The sequence below is a fragment of the Pseudovibrio denitrificans JCM 12308 genome (assembly GCF_001310815.1).
In the GTDB taxonomy this organism is placed as follows: Bacteria; Pseudomonadota; Alphaproteobacteria; order Rhizobiales; family Stappiaceae; genus Pseudovibrio; species Pseudovibrio denitrificans.
In genome coordinates this window covers 35,918-54,223 of record NZ_BAZK01000003.1, presented here as the reverse complement: position 1 = coordinate 54,223, position 18,306 = coordinate 35,918, and the positions used below count along the sequence as shown (strand labels likewise).

Annotated in this window: 18 protein-coding genes and 2 pseudogenes; 9 read left to right on the top strand and 11 right to left on the bottom strand. The window is 52.1% G+C overall.

What is annotated here, in order from left to right; all coding sequences use genetic code 11:
* Nucleotides 1-69: 69 nt before the first annotated feature.
* The gene (locus tag JCM12308_RS03750) at nucleotides 70-633 is read left to right on the top strand and encodes a hypothetical protein (RefSeq protein WP_208608911.1); all 564 of its coding nucleotides are present in this window, start codon (nucleotides 70-72) and stop codon (nucleotides 631-633) included.
* A gap of 18 nt (nucleotides 634-651) precedes the next feature.
* Here JCM12308_RS03750 and JCM12308_RS28920 read toward each other — a convergent pair whose 3' ends face one another.
* The 3 genes from JCM12308_RS28920 to JCM12308_RS03740 form a co-directional block, all read right to left on the bottom strand.
* Entirely contained in the window at nucleotides 652-879 is a 228-nt protein-coding gene (locus tag JCM12308_RS28920; protein ID WP_208978230.1) for an ankyrin repeat domain-containing protein, read from the bottom strand.
* A complete protein-coding gene (locus JCM12308_RS03745; protein ID WP_208978229.1) occupies nucleotides 873-1,328 on the bottom strand; it encodes an ankyrin repeat domain-containing protein in 456 nt (151 codons plus the stop codon). Before JCM12308_RS03745 ends, JCM12308_RS28920 begins: the two co-directional genes overlap by 7 nt.
* A gap of 139 nt (nucleotides 1,329-1,467) precedes the next feature.
* Entirely contained in the window at nucleotides 1,468-2,016 is a 549-nt protein-coding gene (locus JCM12308_RS03740; RefSeq protein WP_208978228.1) for a LysE family translocator, read from the bottom strand.
* A 164-nt stretch (nucleotides 2,017-2,180) separates the two neighbouring features.
* Here JCM12308_RS03740 and JCM12308_RS27670 point away from each other — a divergent pair, with 164 nt between their 5' ends.
* Entirely contained in the window at nucleotides 2,181-2,651 is a 471-nt protein-coding gene (locus JCM12308_RS27670) for an Lrp/AsnC family transcriptional regulator (protein WP_083416850.1), read from the top strand.
* 12 nt (nucleotides 2,652-2,663) lie between these two features.
* On the opposite strand, the gene JCM12308_RS03730 is transcribed toward JCM12308_RS27670, so the two are convergent.
* Nucleotides 2,664-3,170 (bottom strand): cyclic nucleotide-binding domain-containing protein, encoded by a 507-nt coding sequence (locus JCM12308_RS03730; protein WP_054782910.1) that lies wholly within the window; start codon nucleotides 3,168-3,170, stop codon nucleotides 2,664-2,666.
* Between the two features lie 25 nt (nucleotides 3,171-3,195).
* Nucleotides 3,196-3,879 carry a response regulator transcription factor gene (locus JCM12308_RS03725; RefSeq protein ID WP_041767864.1) on the bottom strand — a complete coding sequence of 228 codons (684 nt, stop codon included), beginning with the start codon at nucleotides 3,877-3,879 and terminating at the stop codon, nucleotides 3,196-3,198.
* A 199-nt stretch (nucleotides 3,880-4,078) separates the two neighbouring features.
* On the opposite strand from JCM12308_RS03725, the gene JCM12308_RS03720 reads away from it, so the two are divergent.
* The 7 genes and pseudogenes from JCM12308_RS03720 (at nucleotide 4,079) to JCM12308_RS03690 (ending at nucleotide 10,280) form a co-directional block, all read left to right on the top strand.
* Nucleotides 4,079-4,651: a L,D-transpeptidase family protein gene (locus JCM12308_RS03720; RefSeq protein WP_208608909.1), complete on the top strand. Its 573-nt coding sequence runs from the start codon at nucleotides 4,079-4,081 to the stop codon at nucleotides 4,649-4,651.
* 134 nt (nucleotides 4,652-4,785) lie between these two features.
* Entirely contained in the window at nucleotides 4,786-5,709 is a 924-nt protein-coding gene (gene dapF / locus JCM12308_RS03715) for a diaminopimelate epimerase (protein WP_167369203.1), read from the top strand.
* Nucleotides 5,706-6,972: pseudogene (gene mtaB, locus JCM12308_RS03710) on the top strand (tRNA (N(6)-L-threonylcarbamoyladenosine(37)-C(2))-methylthiotransferase MtaB). The gene dapF and the pseudogene mtaB overlap by 4 nt, the downstream one beginning before the upstream one ends.
* A 30-nt stretch (nucleotides 6,973-7,002) precedes the next feature.
* The gene (gene ftsY / locus JCM12308_RS03705; RefSeq protein WP_054782908.1) at nucleotides 7,003-8,556 is read left to right on the top strand and encodes a signal recognition particle-docking protein FtsY; all 1,554 of its coding nucleotides are present in this window, start codon (nucleotides 7,003-7,005) and stop codon (nucleotides 8,554-8,556) included.
* Nucleotides 8,557-8,702: 146 nt separating this feature from the next.
* On the top strand, nucleotides 8,703-9,314 hold the full coding sequence (locus JCM12308_RS03700) for a LysE family translocator (protein ID WP_054782907.1): 612 nt from the start codon (nucleotides 8,703-8,705) through the stop codon (nucleotides 9,312-9,314).
* Nucleotides 9,315-9,357: 43 nt separating this feature from the next.
* Nucleotides 9,358-9,819, top strand: coding sequence for a methyltransferase family protein (locus JCM12308_RS03695; RefSeq protein WP_054782906.1), 462 nt, complete (start codon nucleotides 9,358-9,360; stop codon nucleotides 9,817-9,819).
* Nucleotides 9,820-9,947: 128 nt separating this feature from the next.
* Nucleotides 9,948-10,280, top strand: a complete 333-nt coding sequence (locus tag JCM12308_RS03690) for a hypothetical protein (protein WP_008548597.1) — start codon at nucleotides 9,948-9,950, stop codon at nucleotides 10,278-10,280.
* A 184-nt stretch (nucleotides 10,281-10,464) separates the two neighbouring features.
* Here JCM12308_RS03690 and JCM12308_RS03685 read toward each other — a convergent pair whose 3' ends face one another.
* The 6 genes and pseudogenes from JCM12308_RS03685 to JCM12308_RS03665 all read right to left on the bottom strand — a co-directional run bounded on the left by JCM12308_RS03685 (nucleotide 10,465) and on the right by JCM12308_RS03665 (nucleotide 18,134).
* On the bottom strand, nucleotides 10,465-12,099 hold the full coding sequence (locus tag JCM12308_RS03685) for an ABC transporter ATP-binding protein (protein WP_054782905.1): 1,635 nt from the start codon (nucleotides 12,097-12,099) through the stop codon (nucleotides 10,465-10,467).
* A 17-nt stretch (nucleotides 12,100-12,116) separates the two neighbouring features.
* Complete coding sequence (locus JCM12308_RS03680; RefSeq protein ID WP_054782904.1) at nucleotides 12,117-13,301, bottom strand: ABC transporter permease; 1,185 nt, start codon at nucleotides 13,299-13,301, stop codon at nucleotides 12,117-12,119.
* Nucleotides 13,302-13,307: 6 nt separating this feature from the next.
* Nucleotides 13,308-14,417 (bottom strand): microcin C ABC transporter permease YejB, encoded by a 1,110-nt coding sequence (locus tag JCM12308_RS03675; protein ID WP_054782903.1) that lies wholly within the window; start codon nucleotides 14,415-14,417, stop codon nucleotides 13,308-13,310.
* 15 nt (nucleotides 14,418-14,432) lie between these two features.
* Nucleotides 14,433-15,305 carry an ABC transporter substrate-binding protein gene (locus JCM12308_RS32705; RefSeq protein WP_306303312.1) on the bottom strand — a complete coding sequence of 291 codons (873 nt, stop codon included), beginning with the start codon at nucleotides 15,303-15,305 and terminating at the stop codon, nucleotides 14,433-14,435.
* Nucleotides 15,302-16,303: an ABC transporter substrate-binding protein gene (locus JCM12308_RS32700; protein ID WP_306303310.1), complete on the bottom strand. Its 1,002-nt coding sequence runs from the start codon at nucleotides 16,301-16,303 to the stop codon at nucleotides 15,302-15,304. Before JCM12308_RS32700 ends, JCM12308_RS32705 begins: the two co-directional genes overlap by 4 nt.
* Nucleotides 16,303-18,134, bottom strand: a pseudogene (locus JCM12308_RS03665) (extracellular solute-binding protein). The gene JCM12308_RS32700 and the pseudogene JCM12308_RS03665 overlap by 1 nt, the downstream one beginning before the upstream one ends.
* Nucleotides 18,135-18,306 lie beyond the last annotated feature (172 nt).

The following is an 18,306-nucleotide window of genomic DNA, read 5'->3' as shown; positions in this document are numbered from 1 at the left end:
AGTTTTTCAGGGCGCCCTCGTGGCGCCCTTGCTATATGGAAAGCTCACAAGGCAGGCTCGGAGAGTTAGGTGAGCAAAGATACCGCTACAGGCTTCTCATTCAAATGGCCGCTCACGTTGGGCTTAGTGATTTTGCTTCTGTCAGTCTGGATTGCAGGTTTCACTTCCAGCATTTTTGCAGGAACCTGTAGAAAGCCTGAGATCTCAGAAGTAAGAAAGGTTCGTGCTTGCAATATTGCTCTTAAACTAGAGTTCTGGAACAGCTTCGTCAGTTCTGAGGAGCAAAAGCTGGCTATTTTGTACTTGGAACGCGGAATTGCTCAAAGTCACCTTGATCGCTCCCATGAAGCAGTTGATGATTTTCGGATCGCTATACAAAAAGCAACCGGACTAACCATCAGAGAGCTGACCCAACGCTTAGAAGCTCATGTAGATACAATCGAACACTTCAAGGGCAGTCCTGAGATCAAGGTCGATGGAAATCCCTTATCAGTTCTTGAGATTTCTAAACAGAGACGGTTTCAGGAGTTGCTTATAAGAATATCTAAGGAAAAGCCTAGTTCCAAAGCGCGGGCAAGTTGGGAGCGACTACTGCAGGAAGCAGAAAGTCAGCGCAATCCGACATTTCAATAACGTCTCCCTCAGCTCGCACTAGTCTTCCAGCAACTCCACAATCTCCGTGTGGCCTTTGTTGCGGGCGTGGTCGATTGGGAGGTTGCCATTGCGGTCGGCGATGGTTTTGCTGGCGCCGGCATCAACCAGCTTTTCGACGATCGCCTGATAGGGCTCGCTGCCATCACCTAGGATGGTTGCTTCCAGAAGGGCAGTCCAACCGAGGTTGTTGACGTGGTCCAGAGGTGCGCCGGCATCAATCAACATGGACACAATCTCGACCGCGCCTGATGGCTGCCATAGATAAGCGCTGACCCTTCGTAGACGGATGTCACCATCGCAGGATCAATGCCCAGATCCAGAGCACGTCGGGCTAAATCTGGGTTTCTCGTCGTAATCGCGATGTTCAGGACGTCACGCTTATTGGCATCTTGCAGGTTGATATCCGCTCCGAGCTTGACCAGATGTTCAAGCAATGCGAGATCACCACGCCGTGCGGCGATGATGATTGCTGTATCGCCTTCCTCATTGCGAAGATCCAATGAGCTGCCGGCTTGAGCGATTTGATCCAGCTTCCCCAGATCTTTCGCTTTAACTACGGCAAAGAACTCCTCCGGTGAAGTGTTCTGCGCAAGCACGGAGGTGCTTGGAGCTGCAACTGCCAGCAGCATTGCCAAAGCAGTACTTGCGAGTGCTTTTGTGAGTGAACTTGGCATCGAAAGACTTCCTCTTTGAGCGAGCTGTTCCATCTCAGTCAAAGCGGCAAACTATGACTGCATGAGGGCATCATGCAGTCATATCACAAGCTTGTGGCTTTATAGCTCGTGTGCTTTTCACTTGTTCGTGCAGATGGCTTTAGGCCATATCGGCAACGACCATGGAGATGCCAACTGCGAAGACACAGAGACTGGCGAGCATAGAGACGCGTTTGCCATTGTTGCTGTTTGCAAGCCAAAGGCGTGCAGGGCCGGACACGAGGCTGCCGACGCCATAGTAGACAATCAGGCAGAGAAGGCTGGCAACCATGCCGAAGATCAATGCATAGACCCAGAATGGCATGACCTCAGGCACATAAAACTGCGGCAGTAAAGAGAAGTAGAAGAGCATGCCCTTGGGGTTGAGCAGGCTGGTCAGGAAGCCGAACTTCAGGTCATTGGTCTCTGTTGGAGCTTGCTGTTCTTCTTCAGAGGTCCACATGCCGCCAGCAAAAAACAAGCGATAAGCTAGATACATAAGATAGGCCAGACCCATCCAGCGGATCGCCTGAAACAGCCTTGGTTCTGCAAGGAAGAGGGACTGAAAACCGGCAGCAACCAACACAGTGAACACAAGGTATCCGGCAGAGATACCGAGAGATGCTTTCAGAGCGGCGGGGCGACCGCTCGCGAGAGCGCGGCTGGTCACGTAGAGCATATCCGGACCAGGAACGATGATCAGACTGAGAATGGTGATGAGAAAAGGAGAGTATTCGCTGCCATTGGGAGTAAATTCTTGCGGGGGTTTTATTCCAAATTTTCTCCGAATATACTCCTGCCACCACCTTCAGAATATCGAATAGATTCCGAAAAATGAACTCATACGCCCAGCTAGACCGAACAGACTTCGCTATATTGGAGATTTTGCAGAATAATGCACTCCTGCCCAATAAACAGGTCGCAGCGGAGGTCAACCTCAGTCCATCAGCTTGTCATGAACGCATTAAGCGACTGAAAGACAGTGGCATTTTAAAGAGTAGCCACGCTGTTGTGGACCCGAAGGCCTATGGCGTTGGGTTTGAGGCTATGTTCTTCATTCAGCTGGATCGGCACGAAGCTCTTTTAGTGGAAGAGTTCATGCAGGAGGTGGTCGGGCTGCCGGAAGTGAAATCCGTCACGCTCATCAGTGGGGTTTACGATATCATTGCGCATTTACGTGTGCGCGATATCGACCATCTGAAAAGCCTTGCCTTTGAGAAGTTCACGAAACGGGCTTACATCACCAAAATTGAAAGCTCGATTGTCTATGATTTTAAAGAGAGCAGAGTGCAAAAGCCGCTTTAGTTAGCTTGTGTTTTAGCTGCGCTTTGCCGCGACTTCTTGCTTATGACGTTCGTTGAGAGCGTCCACTTCATCCAGCTTTCGGCCAACGCAAGCCAAAGCAGCGGCTGCGGTGGTGAACTCGTTTGCTTTATCGACGTAAAGCTTGCGAGCAGTTTCGGGAAATTCCTGAAGCATGCGGGAGAAGAGTGCGCGGCGAATGCGGATCAGCTCACAGTTTTCGAGAGCAACTGCGCGGGCTGGGCGTTTGCCTTCAGCCATCAGAGCGTTTTCGCCAAATAAAGTGCCGGGGCCATAAGTGCCGCGGGGACGCGAGTCGCGCCCCATCCCGGTCTCAAGCTGCACCTTGCCGATTGTCAGCACGATGCCGCCGTCTGCCCGCTCACCTTCATTAAAAACTGTTCCGCCTTTTGATACCTGCATTGTTTCCGCACTGAAGGCGAGCAGGCGCAGCTGGTCCTCTGTAAACTGCGAGAGGAGTGGAACGCGTCTTAAGATTTCGATGTCGCGGGCTAGACTCATAGTTCTTGAATTAGCCGCTTATGCCTCAAGGTACAAGCTTATATCCACCGGCTTCTGTGACCAGAAGCTCCGCATTGGACGGATCACGCTCGATTTTCTGACGCAGACGGTAAATGTGGGTTTCCAGCGTGTGTGTGGTGACGCCGGAGTTGTAGCCCCAAACTTCATGCAGCAGTACATCGCGTGTCACTGGCTTTTCGCCTGCGCGGTAGAGGAACTTCAGGATGGAAGTCTCTTTCTCGGTCAGACGAACCTTCGCACCGCTTTCGTCCTGCATGGACTTTGCAGCAGGCTGGAAGGAGTAACGGCCAATGGTGAACACAGCGTCTTCGCTCTGCTCGTGCTGGCGCAGGTGTGCACGGATGCGAGCGAGGAGAACAGCAAACTTGAACGGCTTGGTAACGTAGTCGTTTGCGCCAGCTTCCAGACCAAGAATGGTATCGCTGTCTGTGTCATGACCAGTGAGCATGATGACAGGAGCGCCAAAGCCTGCTTTGCGCAGCAGCTTTACAGCTTCACGGCCATCGATGTCCGGCAGACCAACGTCCATCAGAACGAGGTCAAAATGATCTTCTTTTGCTTTTTTGATGCCAGCAGCAGCACTGTCAGCTTGAGTGGTTTCAAATTCATCATAAAGCGAAAGCTGCTCAACCAGAGCTTCGCGCAGATCATTATCGTCATCTACAAGCAGAATTTTACGTGCAGTCATATTCTCACCCAATCACCAATCTTTGGTGCTAGCCCTAAAACTTATCTCACATAAATACATGAAGGGTTGCCGAAAAAAAGGCGAGCAAAAACGTGGTAAATCTCAAAGTTTTTCGTAAAATCTACTTCACGCGTAAGTGACCCCCGCTTTATTTGGGAGTGTTTCTCCCGGTGTTTTCCGCAGGACAACAGGTTCGTCAATGCTTCCTCTCGCAGTACCCACTCCACCCGCAAAGTTGCTTAAAAAGACCCAAAAGACCCTATTTGTGCGGCATACAGGTAACGAGCCTCACACAGGAACGTTGACTTTGGGTGCGGTAACATTTGCGTGTGCACTTGGAAGGTCTGGTTTGACCCACACAAAACGCGAGGGCGATGGTGCAACGCCGATTGGACGTTTTGAACTGCTGAATGTGTATTACCGAGCGGACCGCGGGTCCTGTCCAGTGACCTATTTACCAGTTTCGCCGCTATCTCAGAGTGATGGGTGGTGTGATTCTCCAGAGGATGCTCTGTACAATCGTCCTGTAGACCTACCCTTTGAGCCGAGCCATGAGAAGATGTGGCGGGATGACCGGCTCTATGACATCGTCGTGGTGCTGGATTGTAATATGTACCCAGCAGTGAAAGGCGAAGGCAGCGCGATCTTCTTTCACGTGGCGCGTGAAGGCTTCCTGCCAACAGAGGGATGTGTGGCTGTTTACCCTGAAGTGATGCGGGAGATATTGAAAGAAATGGCGCCCGGCGACATGCTCGAAGTCTGTGCGGAATAGTGCAAAACCAGAGGATTCGATTAGGGAGGCTTTAAAGCTGGCCTCTCAATTGTCTCAGGGGAGGCTTTTCCCTGCATTTTCCCTAGTAATCTAAAGTAATTTACTCCATATAGTGCCTTCTTGACGGATTACGCATGAATGGAAGCAAGCTCATGGCGGATACGCTGGTTCCCTTTTTGAAAATGAACGGTTTAGGCAATGACTTCGTGGTGTTTGACAGCCGCGAGAAAAAGGTCATCTTAACTCCGGCGCAAATCGCGACTATCGGAGACCGTGAAAAGGGTATCGGCTTTGACCAGATGATTACGGTCGAGCCTGCAAGTTCCGATGCTTATGCTTTTATGCGCATCCATAACCGCGATGGTAGTGAAGTCGATGCTTGCGGTAACGCAACACGCTGCATTGGCCGTCTGCTAATGGGTGAAGCTGGCACTCCAGGCGTTACCATTCAGACCAACGCTGGTTTGCTGATTGCGCATGCTTCTGACACTGAAACGCTGGTGAGCGTTGACATGGGTACTCCTCGTCTTGAGTGGGATCAGATTCCGCTTGCCGAAGAGTTTGCTGATACGCGCGCTATTGAGTTGCAGATCGGGCCGATTGATGCGCCGGTTTTGCATTCTCCAAGCGTTGTGAATGTTGGTAATCCGCATGCGATTTTCTGGGTGGATGATATTGAAGCCCACGACCTTGAGCGATTTGGACCATTGCTTGAGTGTCATCCGATGTTCCCTGAAAAGGCGAATATCTCCCTTGCTCAGATTATCGGCGAAAACGAAATCCGCCTGAAGGTCTGGGAACGTGGTGTTGGCTTGACGCGAGCCTGTGGCACCGCAGCCTGCGCAACTGGTGTTGCTGCAGCGCGTACTGGCCGGACTGCACGCAAGTGCACCGTCCACTTGCCGGGAGGACCGCTAGGTATTGAGTGGCGTGAGGATAACGACCACATCATGATGACCGGTGAAACCGCAATTGAATTCGAGGGTGCACTCAATCTTGACACCCTGACCTACACAAAGACCGCTTCGGGGGACGCGGCAATGGAGCCAACGCAGTGAGCATTGATGTTGTGACCTTCGGCTGCCGACTGAACGCTTATGAGTCGGAAGTGATGAAAAGCGAAGCGGAGGCTGCTGGCCTCAAAGACGCTGTGCTGATCAACACTTGTGCCGTGACCAACGAAGCTGTCCGCCAAGCAAGACAAACTATTCGTAAAACACGCCGTGAGAATCCAAATGCGCGCATCATCGTAACTGGATGCGCAGCACAAACTGAAGCAGAAACCTTTGCTGAAATGGGCGAAGTGGATCTGGTTCTTGGAAACTCCGAAAAACTGGAGCGCGCCTCTTATGGCCGTGTCGCTCAGTTTGGCATTGAAGAAACCGAGAAGGTTCGCGTCAACGACATCATGAGCGTGCGCGAAACTGCCGGCCACCTGATTGATGGGCTGGAAGGACGCTCCCGTGCGTTTGTTCAGGTTCAAAACGGCTGTGACCACCGCTGCACCTTCTGCATCATCTTATGGCCGTGGTAATTCCCGTTCCGTACCGATGGGTGTGGTGATCGACCAGATCAAACGCCTTGTCGATAATGGTTATGGCGAAATCGTTTTGACCGGCGTTGATATCACCTCTTATGGAGCTGACCTGCCGGGCACGCCGAAGTTGGGCACGCTCTGCGCCAAAATCCTGAAGCTTATTCCGGACCTCAAGCGTCTGCGCCTGTCCTCTATCGACAGCATTGAAGCTGATGATGAGCTGATGGAAGTGATCGCGCATGATCATCGTCTGATGTCACATCTGCACCTTTCTCTGCAGGCTGGCGATAACATGATCCTGAAGCGCATGAAGCGCCGTCACTCCCGTGAGGACACCATTCGCTTCTGCGAAGATGTGCGCAAGATGCGTCCTGATGTTGTGTTTGGTGCTGACATCATTGCCGGTTTCCCAACCGAAACCGACGAGATGTTTGAAAACACGCTGCGAATTGTTGACGAATGTGGCCTGACACATCTGCATGTGTTCCCATTCTCACCACGACCAGGCACACCTGCTGCACGCATGCCTCAGCTTGATCGCAAGGTCATCAAAGAGCGCGCTGCTCGCCTTCGGATCAAGGGACAGGAAGCTCTGCTTGCGCACTTGCGCGCTGAAGTAGGTAAGAAGCGCGAGATTTTGATTGAGCGTGAAGGGCTTGGTCGTACTGAGCAATTTACTCAGGTTGAACTGGATGCGAATATTGCCGGAAGTCTTGTCTCCGCACGCATTACAGGGCATACCGAGAGACATCTGATTGCAGAACCAATTGGCAAAGCAGCTTAAGCTTTTACATTTCAAAGGTATCTTTCCGGCATGAGCGAAAAGAAGCGCGGTTTTTTCAGTCGCCTGTTTGGCGGTTCTTCAGAAGAAACACAGAGCGAGCAGGAGCAGAAAGCACCTGATAGTGCAGAGCTGCGTGAGTCTCTTGAAGGCGTTCAATCCGTTCCGCTTGACCCTGTAAAAGGCCTTGAAGAAACGGCTGAAGCGGTCGCAGATGAAACTCTTGATCTGGAAAATCCAGAGCTTGCTTCAGAACCTGAAGCAGCAGTTGAAGAAGAAGCTTCTGAGAAGCCTCATGATTTGGATGAGGCCGAAACCAAAGCCCTCGAAGAGACTGCATATCTGGACACCGATGATCTGACTGAGGAAAATTCAGCAGACTCTCATTCCGAGCAAGATATACTTTCCCCTAAGGTCAGCAATGATGCTGCGCCCGTCGCTGAGGATACTGCCGATGAACGACCGGTTCTCACACATGAGATCACTGAAGCATCAGGAACAGAGGAAGGACCTGAAGAAGCAGGAAGCTCTGAAAGTGTTCGGGAACACGGAGACGCAGGAACAGGTGAAGAAGGTCGAGAGATCGAAGAGAGCCGAGCGGCTGAAGAGACTGGAGAAGCTCCGGGAACTGAGGAAACTGGCAAAGATCTTCCAGTAAAGAAAAGCTGGTTCCAGCGTCTTAAAGCTGGGCTTTCCCGTTCCTCAAATGCTCTGACAGAGGGCATCAGCTCCATCTTCACCAAGCGCAAGCTGGACGCTGATACGCTTGAAGAGCTGGAAGACATTCTTATTCAGGCAGACCTTGGCATCGATACTGCAATCGCGATTACGGATCGCGTTTCCGACGGGCGTTATGACAAGGAAATTTCAGGCGAAGAAGTTCGGGCTATTCTTGCTGACGAGATTGAAAGCGTTCTTGAGCCTGTTGCCAAGCCACTGGATCTCAATAGCGGCCACAAGCCACACATCGTACTGATGGTGGGTGTGAACGGCACGGGTAAAACCACCACAATCGGTAAGCTGTCTTCTCTGCTTCATGAGCAGGGCAAGAAGGTTATGCTTGCAGCTGGCGATACTTTCCGCGCGGCAGCCGTTGAGCAGCTGAAGGTTTGGGGTCAACGCACAGGTGCTGAAGTTGTTGCTCGTGATACCGGCGCAGACGCTGCTGGGCTTGCTTATGATGCTGTTGATGCGGCTCTCAGCAACGGCACAGACGTATTGTTGATCGATACTGCTGGCCGTTTGCAGAACAAAGCTGAACTGATGGACGAGCTTGAGAAGATCATCCGCGTGATCCGAAAGCGTGTTCCTGATGCGCCGCATACCACTCTGCTGACCCTCGATGCTACTACCGGCCAGAATGCCCTATCTCAGGTTGAGATCTTCGGTAAGGTTGCGGGCGTAACTGGCTTGGTGATGACCAAGCTGGACGGTACAGCGCGCGGCGGCATTCTGGTGGCTATTGCCCGCAAGTATGGCCTGCCAGTGCACTTCATCGGTGTCGGTGAAGGCGTGGATGACCTTGAGCCATTCTCTGCAAAAGACTTTGCTGCGGCGATTGCTGGTAAAGACGACGAGCTGAACTAAGTCAGCAAAAAAGATTTGGAGAGGCACAGGTTGCCTTTCCGCTCCTATCTGTTTTCTACAAATTTCACTGAGTTCAATGGACAGGCTCGCACTATCGGGTAGACTGGCAGCTTCATTGCCTCCCCTATCGATTTACGAGCCTTCCTATGACACTTGAGTACCTTCTGACTTCCCTCATTGTTGTTCTGCTGCCTGGCACTGGCGTTCTTTACACAATCGCTATTGGCCTCGGAAAAGGGCTGAAACCGAGTGTTGCTGCTGCCTTTGGCTGTACGCTTGGTATTGTTCCAGCAGCCTTGGCAAGCATTGTTGGCCTTGCTGCCATCTTTCACAGCAGTGCCCTTGCCTATCAGGTTCTCAAGTACCTTGGCGTTGCTTACTTGCTCTACATGTCATGGAGCATTTTGCGCAGCGGTGGTGCATTGGAAGTGAATGGTGAGAAACGTGAGCGGACCCTGTATCGCACTGCTATCGATGGCATTCTGCTCAATGTATTAAACCCAAAGCTCTCCCTTTTCTTCCTTGCGTTCCTGCCTCAGTTTGTTTCTCCTGGCAGTGAGAATGCGACTTACGCTCTGCTGCTTCATGCATTTGTGTTTATGGTGCTGACCTTTATCGTCTTCATTGCTTATGGAGCCATGGCATCGCTTGCGCGCGATTATGTGATCAACCGCCCAAAAGTTATGGCTTGGCTTAAGCGGGGCTTTGCAGCTACGTTTGGCGCTCTTGGTGTGAAGCTGGCACTCTCTGAGAGCTGAGACAGCGAACTGCAATTCTGAAAAGACAAACTATTGGAACACAATGGATAATCTAAAACTCAGGTTCCCGCCGGTTATGGTTTTTGCTGGCTTTGCGGTTCTTATCTGGCTGGTTGCTCTGCTTCTACCCGGAGACATCAATCTGCACGGTGCAGAGACAGCCTTTCTCGTGATTGGTATTGGAGCTGGTGGCTATTTTGGCGCGACCGGCCTCTCCGAATTTCGAAGGGCCCGGACGACAACCAGTCCTTCTCATCCAGAAAATGCAAGTGCCATCGTTTCTGATGGGATTTACTCCAAAACCCGGAACCCGATGTATCTGGGCCTGCAGTTCATTCTGCTGGGCTGGGCGGTCTTTCAAGGCAACCTGTTTGCTATTCCGGTTGCTCTGGGGTTTGCAGTTTACATCACAGCCTTTCAGATCAAGCCGGAAGAAGCCATTTTGGAGGAGAACTTCGGCAGTGAGTATCTGGCTTACAAAGCACGCGTTCGCCGCTGGATGTAGCTGCCAACTGTCGAGGCAGATGCTTCAACCTCCACTCCCTTTTGTTACTCTATGGTAAGAATGCGCAAGTAGTGTCCCTAGCGTGATACTGGCCGTTGATCCAAGAAAACAACAAGAGGGAGATCCTGATGGCCGTGCTAATGAAGTTCGATGATATCGATCAGGTCTACAAAGAAACCAGCAAAATCAAAGCTGCGCTGAAGAAAGCCAAGGTTGACGAAAAGACCGAAGACGCTTTCATGAAAGAGCTGAACCAGAAGAAGAAGCGTGCCGAGACCAAGTTTCTGGATGAAGTGAACAACGACTCCAAGATCAAAAACTTCAAGGCCGAGTCTCTGAAGGGCGATGGCGGCTTTACAAAAGCGCTCAAAGAAGCCGCTAAGCGTACACCTATTCAGCTGATGGAAGCGAGTGGCAAGGTTACGCTTAAGGTTGGCAAAGATATTGTCGTTGGAACTTAAAGCAGTTCGCATTTAAGCTGAAGCGCTGGAGCTGCTTTAATTATTGTATTTGCGTATCTTTATCCGAAAACCGGTTCCCACTTTTCGGCGATACGTTGTAGGTTCCGCTTCTAAGCATTCTATCCGAAAAACCATGGCCGAGCTCTCGGCCATGGTTTCTTGTTCTGCGTTCTAAGCCCGCAACTTACGTGCTGATCACGCCGCCTTCGATGGCTTCCATACGGAACGCTGCTGCCATAAGGGCCTTGGTGTAATCTGTCTGCGGGTTGTCGAAGACTTCATCTGACGTGCCTGCCTCCATCACCTTGCCATGCTGCATAACCACCACATCGTTGGCGAGCGCACGAACCACCTTGAGGTCGTGCGAGATGAACAGATAGGCCAGACCGTGCGCTTTCTGAAGGTCACGAAGCAGGTCAACCACCTGTGCCTGTACGCTCATGTCTAGCGCTGAGGTTGGCTCGTCCAGCATTACGAACTTTGGTTCCAGCACCATAGCGCGTGCGATGGAGATACGTTGGCGCTGACCGCCGGAAAACTCGTGCGGGTAACGGAAACGAGTGGCAGCATCCAGTCCCACCTCTTCCAATGCCGCGGCGACCTTGGCTTCGCGTTCTTTTGCAGAAAGATCCGGCATATGGATCTTGAGGCCTTCACCAACAATCTCAGAGACTGACATTCTTGGCGACAGGGAGCCAAACGGATCCTGGAACACGATCTGCATGTCTCGGCGAAGCGGGCGCATTTGCTTCCAGGAATGTTCCTGAATATCCGAGCCGTTGAAGCTGATGCGACCATTTGAAGAGATCATGCGCAGGATCGCGAGACCGAGCGTGGTTTTACCCGATCCACTTTCCCCCACAATGCCAAGTGTCTGCCCGGCACGCACAGTCACGTCGATGCCGTCGACAGCTTTGATGTGGCTGACAGTTTTACGTAGGAAGCCACGTTTGACCGGGAACCAGACCTTCAGATCTCTCGCTTCGACAATAATCGGCTGGCTGGTATCGCCAGCAGGTGGATGGCCCTTTGGTTCAGCAGCCAGCAGGTGTTGAGTGTACTCGTGTTTAGGAGTCTCGAAGATATCTTCGGTGTTGCCCTGCTCTACGATCTTGCCTTGCGTCATCACGCAGACGCGATCTGAGATCCGTCGCACGATGCCAAGGTCATGCGTGATAAAAAGCATGGCCATGCCGGTGCTCTTCTGTAGATCCTTCAGCAGCTGCAGAATTTGCGCCTGAACCGTCACATCAAGTGCAGTTGTCGGTTCATCCGCAATCAGCAAGTCAGGCTCGTTTGCCAGTGCCATGGCGATCATGACACGCTGGCGTTGACCGCCAGAGAGCTGGTGCGGGTAGGACTTCAGGCGCTCTTCCGGGTTCGGTATGCCAACCTGATGCAGGAGCTCCAGAACGCGTTTTCTTGCGTTTGTATCGCCCAGACCACGGTGGATCTTCAGGATCTCCGCGATCTGCTGCTCAATGGTGTGTAGCGGGTTCAGAGAGCTCATTGGCTCCTGAAAGATCATGGAGATCTTGTTGCCGCGTACATGGCGCATTTCGCTTTCGGACGCTGCAATCAGGTCTTCACCCTGATAGACAATCTTGCCCGTTGGATGGCTGGCAGCTGGATATGGCAGAAGCTTAAGCACAGACAAAGCGGACACGGATTTGCCTGAGCCACTCTCGCCCACCAGCGCGACGGTCTCGCCTTTCTTGATCTCAAAAGAGATCTGATCAACGGCGAGGTTTGTTTTCTCGCCCTGATGGAAGGCGATGGACAGATCCTCAACAGAGAGGAGCGTTTGATTATCAGTCATATGCGATCCTCCCTTCTTCAGTTCATCGTTTTGCGTGGATCAAAGGCGTCGCGGACGGCTTCACCAATGAAGATCAGCAGGCTGAGCATGATGGACAGAACAAAGAAGCCTGTCATGCCAAGCCATGGTGCCTGAAGGTTGTTCTTGCCTTGCTTGAGCAGTTCACCCAGTGAGGCTGATCCCGGAGGCAGACCGAAGCCAAGGAAGTCTAGCGCAGTCAGCGTGGAAATGGAGCCATTCAGGATGAACGGCATGAAGGTGAGCGTTGCCACCATCGCATTTGGCAGCAAGTGACGGCGCATGATTGTGCCGTTGGAGACGCCCAGCGCACGTGCTGCGGAGATGTACTCAAAGTTTCGTCCTCGCAGGAACTCTGCACGGACGACGCCGACCAACGCGACCCATGAGAATGCGAGCAGGATTGAGAACAGGATCCAGAAGCCCGGCGTCAATACCGAGGATATGATCAGAATGAGGTAGAGCGTCGGCATTGCGGTCCAGATTTCAATGAAACGCTGGAAGCCAAGGTCAACCCAACCACCGTAGAAGCCCTGCACTGCACCAGCGCCGATGCCGATAACAGAAGAGGCCAATGTAAGAGCCAGACCAAAGAGCACGGAGATGCGGAAACCGTAGACGAGACGAGCGAGCACATCGCGGCCCTGATCATCTGTGCCGAGCCAGTTCCAGTTGCCGATGGTGCAGTTTGGATCGCTCACGCCATCCGGATAGCGCTCACAGCGCTGTTCCTTATCCATCATCCAGCTTGGAGGAGCTGGTGCTGGAACGGGGATCTCGTTGTTCACTGTTTGATAGGAGTAGCGGATTGGCGGCCAGACCATCCAGCCATTGGCTTCGATCTCTTCCTGAATAAACGGATCGCGGTAGTCAGTGGTTGCTAGGAAGCCGCCGAACTTCTCTTCCGGGTAGTCCACGAAGATCGGAGACAGCAGCTCGCCTTTATAGGAGACCAGAAGCGGACGATCATTCGTTATGAACTCAGCACAGAGCGTTAGCACAAACAGGACGAGAAAGATCCAGAGGGACCAGTATCCACGCTTGTTGGCTTTGAAATTTTGCAGGCGCCGCTGATTGAGCGGAGACAGCTTTTGCCGCTTTTCAGGCGGCTGTGTCTGCTCTGGCAGCGGATTGATTGTTTCGTAGCCCTGATCCTGAAGGCGTTTTTCGAGTTGCGTGTCCATAGCTCGTCACACCTCCCGGCTTTCAAAATCGATCCGGGGATCAATCCACGTGTAGGTGAGATCTGAAACCAAATTCACAATCAGGCCCATTAACGAGAAGATATAGAGCGTAGCAAACATGACTGCGTAGTCACGATTGAGCGCAGATTCAAAGCCCAGCAAGCCAAGACCATCCAGCGAGAAAATGGTCTCGATGAGGAGTGAGCCTGCAAAGAATGCTGAGATGAATGCGCCTGGGAAGCCAGCAACAACGATGAGCATGGCGTTTCGGAACACATGACCGTACAGAACCTGACGCTCTGTCAGCCCTTTAGCGCGGGCGGTTTGCACATACTGCTTTCTGATTTCATCCAGGAAGGAGTTCTTGGTCAAAAGCGTTGTTGTTGCGAAGGCTGAGAGCGCCATTGCTGTCAGCGGCAGCACCAGATGCCAGAAGTAATCGAGGATACGTTCCGGCCACGACATATCGCTCCAGCCTTCCGAGGTGAGGCCCCTGAGCGGGAAGAAGTCCCAGAACGAACCACCTGCGAACAAAACGATCAGCATGATAGCGAAGAGGAAGCCCGGAATTGCATAACCGACAATGATGATGCTGGAGGTCCAGACATCAAACGAGGTGCCATCCTTGACCGCTTTACGGATGCCCAGCGGGATGGAGATCCCATAGGAAATCAGTGTCATCCAGAGACCAAGCGAGATAGAAACCGGGAGCTTTTCAACGATCAGATCGACAACGGCAATATCGCGGAAGTAGCTCTCACCGAAGTTGAAGGTGGCGTAATCCAAAATCATCCGGCCAAAACGTTCCAGCGGTGGTTTGTCAAAACCAAACTGGGCTTCTAGCTCTTTGATGAACTCAGGATCAAGCCCCTGAGCACCACGATACTTCGATCCTGCGCTGTCTCCGCTGCCCTGATTGGCGGCAGCCGAGCTACCAAAATCACTGCCACCACCTGAGATGCGGCTGGTTGCTGATACACTATCCCCTTGCAACTGCGCGATGACCTGTTCAATTGGTCCACCCGGTGCAAACTGGATAATGACAAAGTTAATCGCCATGATGCCGATGAGGGTCGGGATCATCAAAAGCAATCTACGCAGAATATAGGCGCCCATGGGCTTCTTTTGTCCCTAACTTTCCTTGCCGATGCGAGCGGCTTTTTCCGAGTCTACCCACCACGTTGTTTCAACGGGGAAGTCGTAGGCAGGCATGTCATTCGGAATGCCGAACATGTCCCAGACAGCGACCGTGTGGAAGGCTTTGAACCACTGAGGCACCCAATAGAAGCCTGCTCGCAGAACTCTATCCAATGCTCTGGCAGCGGTTATCATTTCCTCACGTGACGACGCATTAAGTGCTTTTTCCACCAGATCATCGACCGCTGGCACTTTGATGCCTGACAGATTGTAAGATCCGAAGGTTTCAGCAGCTGATGATGTCCAGAAATTGCGGATGCTTGGTCCAAGCGTTGGCGTCAACGCGAAACGGTGCCCAACAATGTCATAATCAAAATCATCTACACGCTTCTGGAATTGTGCTGGATCGACAACCCGGAAGCTTGCTTCAATGCCTAACAGTCTGAGATTCTTGACGTATGGCAGTACAATTCGTTCGAAAGCAGGCGAGTTGGAGAGAAACTCCATTACCAACTGTTTTCCATCAGGGCCAACCAGTTGCTCGCCACGCCTGTAGTAACCAGCTTCCTTCAGTAGGAGAGATGCTTCTCTGAGAAGTTTGCGATCCTGACCGGAACCGTTAGAAATCGGCTGGGTGATCGCCTCACCGAAGACCTCTGGCGGCAAGTCCTTCTTGAAAGGCTCCAGCAAGGCCAACTCTGCTTCACTTGGCTGACCAACTGCTTTCATCTCAGAGTTTTCGAAGAAAGACTGTGTTCTGGTGTAAAGATCATAGAACAAGGCTGAGTTAGACCATTCAAAGTCGAACGCGTAGCCCAGTGCCTCACGAACCTTCGGGTTAGCAAACTTCTCTTTCCGCGTATTCAGGAACCAACCTGCGCTCCGGATGGGAGGCGGATAGCGAACTCCTTCTTTACAACGCGTCCTTCTGTAAGCGCCGGGAAATTGTATTCAGTTGCCCATGTTTTGGAGGAGAACTCCTCGTGGAAGGTCAATCGCCCCTTTTTGAAGGCCTCGAAAGTTGCCTGACGATCACGGAAGAAATCGAGGCGAATGATCTCGAAATTGTGGTGACCCTTTGTCACCGGGAGATCTTTTGCCCAGTAGTTCTCGACCTTCTTGTATTCGATATAACGACCAATCTCGTAGCGACCCACCATGTACGGCCCGGAAGACAATGGCGGTGTCAGCGTTGAGGCCTCAAAGTTGTAGCGGGTGTAGTAGTTCTTCGAGAAAATAGGGAGAGTTGCTATCAAAAGGGGAAGTTGCCTGCTGTGATTGCCCGAAAAGGCTACAGTGACAGTGTGTTCATCCGGTGCAGTTGCAGAAACCATCTCCTTGATGGACTGACTTATGATCGGATGGCCCTTCTCCTTCAGGGTCATCAGGCTGAAGACCACATCTTCAGCATTGAGTACCGAACCATCATGGAAGCGGGCTTCCGGCCGGATCTTGAAGGTGACGAAGTTGCCGTCTTCTGACACCATCGCGCTTTCAGCAACCAGACCGTACACCGCATCCGGCTCATCATAGGCGCGGATCATCAGACTGTCGAAGCAGCGCTCCATGCGTGGTGGAGCATCTCCTTTGAGGATGAAGGTGTTGAACGTGTTGAAAGTCTGCGGGTTCTGATTATAGCCCCAGCTTGGAGCCGTCATGGCGATCTTGCCACCAACAGGTGCTTCTGGGTTGACGTAGTCAAATGACGTGAAGTCGGCTGGATATTTCAGATCACCAAAGACGGACAGACCATGGCTCCAAGTGCCAGCCTGCACAGGTAACGCGCCCCCCGGAACGAGGAAGGCTGCTGCTGTGGCTGCACTGAACTGCAGGAAGCTGCGTCTATTGATATGGCTTAGCTTCATCAATTGGCCTCCTGTATTTTCTTCGCTTTTTCTTCGTCCCACCACCAAACGGTCGGAAAGCCGATGCTGAACTCAGGAAGTTGCTTGGGATGGGAGAAACGATCCCAACGAGCGACACGGCTGAATGGGGAGGTCCAACCCGGCACAACGTACTGCTCCCACATAAGGATGCGGTCCAGAGCTTTTGTGGCCGCGACCAGATCATCACGATCATGCGAGTTGATGATGATCTCGATCAGCTCGTCGATTGCAGGGTTCTTGATGCCAGCATAGTTCTGGGAAGCTTCACTATCAGCGGCGTTAGAACCCCAGTATTCTCTCTGCTCATTGCCTGGAGACAGAGACTGGGCCCAGCCGGTGTAGATCATGCCAAAATCACGACTGCGGACGCGGTTTACGTATTGTGAGCTGTCGACGACGCGCAGTTGCAGATCAATGCCAAGCTTTTTCAGGGATGCCTGGTAACGCAGAGCGACACGCTCAAAACGGCCACCGTTCAGCAGGTACTCAATGGTGAACGGCTCGCCAGTTTCTTTGTTGACCAGCTTGCCTTGCTTTTGAACGTAGCCAGCTTCTCTGAGAAGGCCGATTGCTTTTCTCAGGTTGGTGCGTTCCTGACGAGCATCTTCAGAAACCGGGTTTTCATAGGGCTCAGTAAAGACTTCAGCAGATACCGGGGATTTCAGGGATTTCAGGATTTCCAACTCACGCCCTTCTGGTAGGCCTGCGGAAGCCAGCTTAGTGCCGTCGAAGTAGCTGGTGAACCGGCTGTATTGATCGAAGAAGATCGTGCGGTTCATTTCCTCAAAGTTGAGAGCATAGTTCAGTGCGCGGCGAACGCGGCGGTCTTGAAACTTCTCTTTACGAGTGTTGAGGATAAAGCCCAGCATAAGGCCGCTGCCGCGGTATGTCTGCGGGAACTTCTCCAAGACAATGTGGTTCGCTTTCACCGCAGGAATGTCGTAGGCGGTTGCCCAGTTTTTCGCGGTGGTTTCTGTGCGCCAGTCGAAACGGTCCGCCTTGAAGGCTTCCAGCTGCACGGTTTCATCGCGGTAGTAGTCGTAGGCAATCGTATCAAAGTTGTTGGAACCAACATTCACGTTGAGGTCTTTGGCCCAATAGTCCTCAACACGGTCAAATGAGATAGAACGACCCGGGACAACCTTTCCGATCCGGTATGGACCTGATCCAAGAGGTACTTCCAGTGTACCTCTGGAGATATCGCGTGGGTTGCCTTCAGCATCTTTCCCAGTCCACCAATGTTTTGGCATGATGTAGAGAGAGCCAAGGATTTGCGGAGCTTCCCTGTTACCGGGCTTATCAAAGTTGAACCGGATCTCAGTTGGACTGAGAATGTCGTAGCCCGTCACATGACGATAATAGTATTTGCGGGAAGGATCCTGTGTGGTCCATTGATCAAATGACCAGCCACATCCTCTGTAGTGATTGGCTTTCCGTCATGCCAGCGTGCATCAGGGCGCAAACGATAGACCACCCATGCATAGTCATCAGGATACTTCATCGCATCTGCGATCAAGCCGTATTCCGTAGAGGACTCACTCATGGATGGGGTCATCAGCGTATCGTAGATGAGGCCAAGGCCGCCGGCGCGGACACCCTTTGATGCGACGAGGTTCAGGCTATCGTAGGTCCCTGTTGTCGAGAGCCGTACTCTGCCTCCCTTCGGGGCATCTGGATTGACATATGGGAAGTGCTTAAAGCCCTTCGGCATCTGAGGTGTGCTGATGAGAGAGTCTGCGTACCGCCACTCAGGTTCATTCGTTTCAGCAATTGCTGCGGAGGACGTCAGGCTTGCGAGAGCAAGCGCCAAACCTGTTAGTGAGCTATATAGTTTGGTACGCACAACATTCCTCCATAAATACAATCAGTAGTTCTAGCGTAGAAAAGTCACCACGCGCTGAAAATTGAGCTTTTCTTGCAGCTTTCAGCTAAACTTAAACTAAGATTACGGCTGAAAACACTTCTGCGACAACGTCTTTTGC

What these genes read in the sequence shown, in the direction of transcription:
- JCM12308_RS03680 (WP_054782904.1), bottom strand. Translation starts at nt 13,301, where the DNA reads ATGGACACGCAACTCGAAAAACGCCTTCAGGATCAGGGCTACGAAACA.
- JCM12308_RS32700 (WP_306303310.1), bottom strand. Translation starts at nt 16,303, where the DNA reads ATGAAGCTAAGCCATATCAATAGACGCAGCTTCCTGCAGTTCAGTGCA.
- dapF (WP_167369203.1), top strand. Translation starts at nt 4,786, where the DNA reads ATGAATGGAAGCAAGCTCATGGCGGATACGCTGGTTCCCTTTTTGAAA.
- JCM12308_RS03695 (WP_054782906.1), top strand. Translation starts at nt 9,358, where the DNA reads ATGGATAATCTAAAACTCAGGTTCCCGCCGGTTATGGTTTTTGCTGGC.
- JCM12308_RS03730 (WP_054782910.1), bottom strand. Translation starts at nt 3,170, where the DNA reads ATGAGTCTAGCCCGCGACATCGAAATCTTAAGACGCGTTCCACTCCTC.
- JCM12308_RS03700 (WP_054782907.1), top strand. Translation starts at nt 8,703, where the DNA reads ATGACACTTGAGTACCTTCTGACTTCCCTCATTGTTGTTCTGCTGCCT.
- JCM12308_RS03690 (WP_008548597.1), top strand. Translation starts at nt 9,948, where the DNA reads ATGGCCGTGCTAATGAAGTTCGATGATATCGATCAGGTCTACAAAGAA.
- ftsY (WP_054782908.1), top strand. Translation starts at nt 7,003, where the DNA reads ATGAGCGAAAAGAAGCGCGGTTTTTTCAGTCGCCTGTTTGGCGGTTCT.
- JCM12308_RS28920 (WP_208978230.1), bottom strand. Translation starts at nt 879, where the DNA reads ATGTTGATTGATGCCGGCGCACCTCTGGACCACGTCAACAACCTCGGT.
- JCM12308_RS03685 (WP_054782905.1), bottom strand. Translation starts at nt 12,099, where the DNA reads ATGACTGATAATCAAACGCTCCTCTCTGTTGAGGATCTGTCCATCGCC.
- JCM12308_RS27670 (WP_083416850.1), top strand. Translation starts at nt 2,181, where the DNA reads ATGAACTCATACGCCCAGCTAGACCGAACAGACTTCGCTATATTGGAG.
- JCM12308_RS03720 (WP_208608909.1), top strand. Translation starts at nt 4,079, where the DNA reads ATGCTTCCTCTCGCAGTACCCACTCCACCCGCAAAGTTGCTTAAAAAG.
- JCM12308_RS03675 (WP_054782903.1), bottom strand. Translation starts at nt 14,417, where the DNA reads ATGGGCGCCTATATTCTGCGTAGATTGCTTTTGATGATCCCGACCCTC.
- JCM12308_RS03725 (WP_041767864.1), bottom strand. Translation starts at nt 3,879, where the DNA reads ATGACTGCACGTAAAATTCTGCTTGTAGATGACGATAATGATCTGCGC.
- JCM12308_RS03745 (WP_208978229.1), bottom strand. Translation starts at nt 1,328, where the DNA reads ATGCCAAGTTCACTCACAAAAGCACTCGCAAGTACTGCTTTGGCAATG.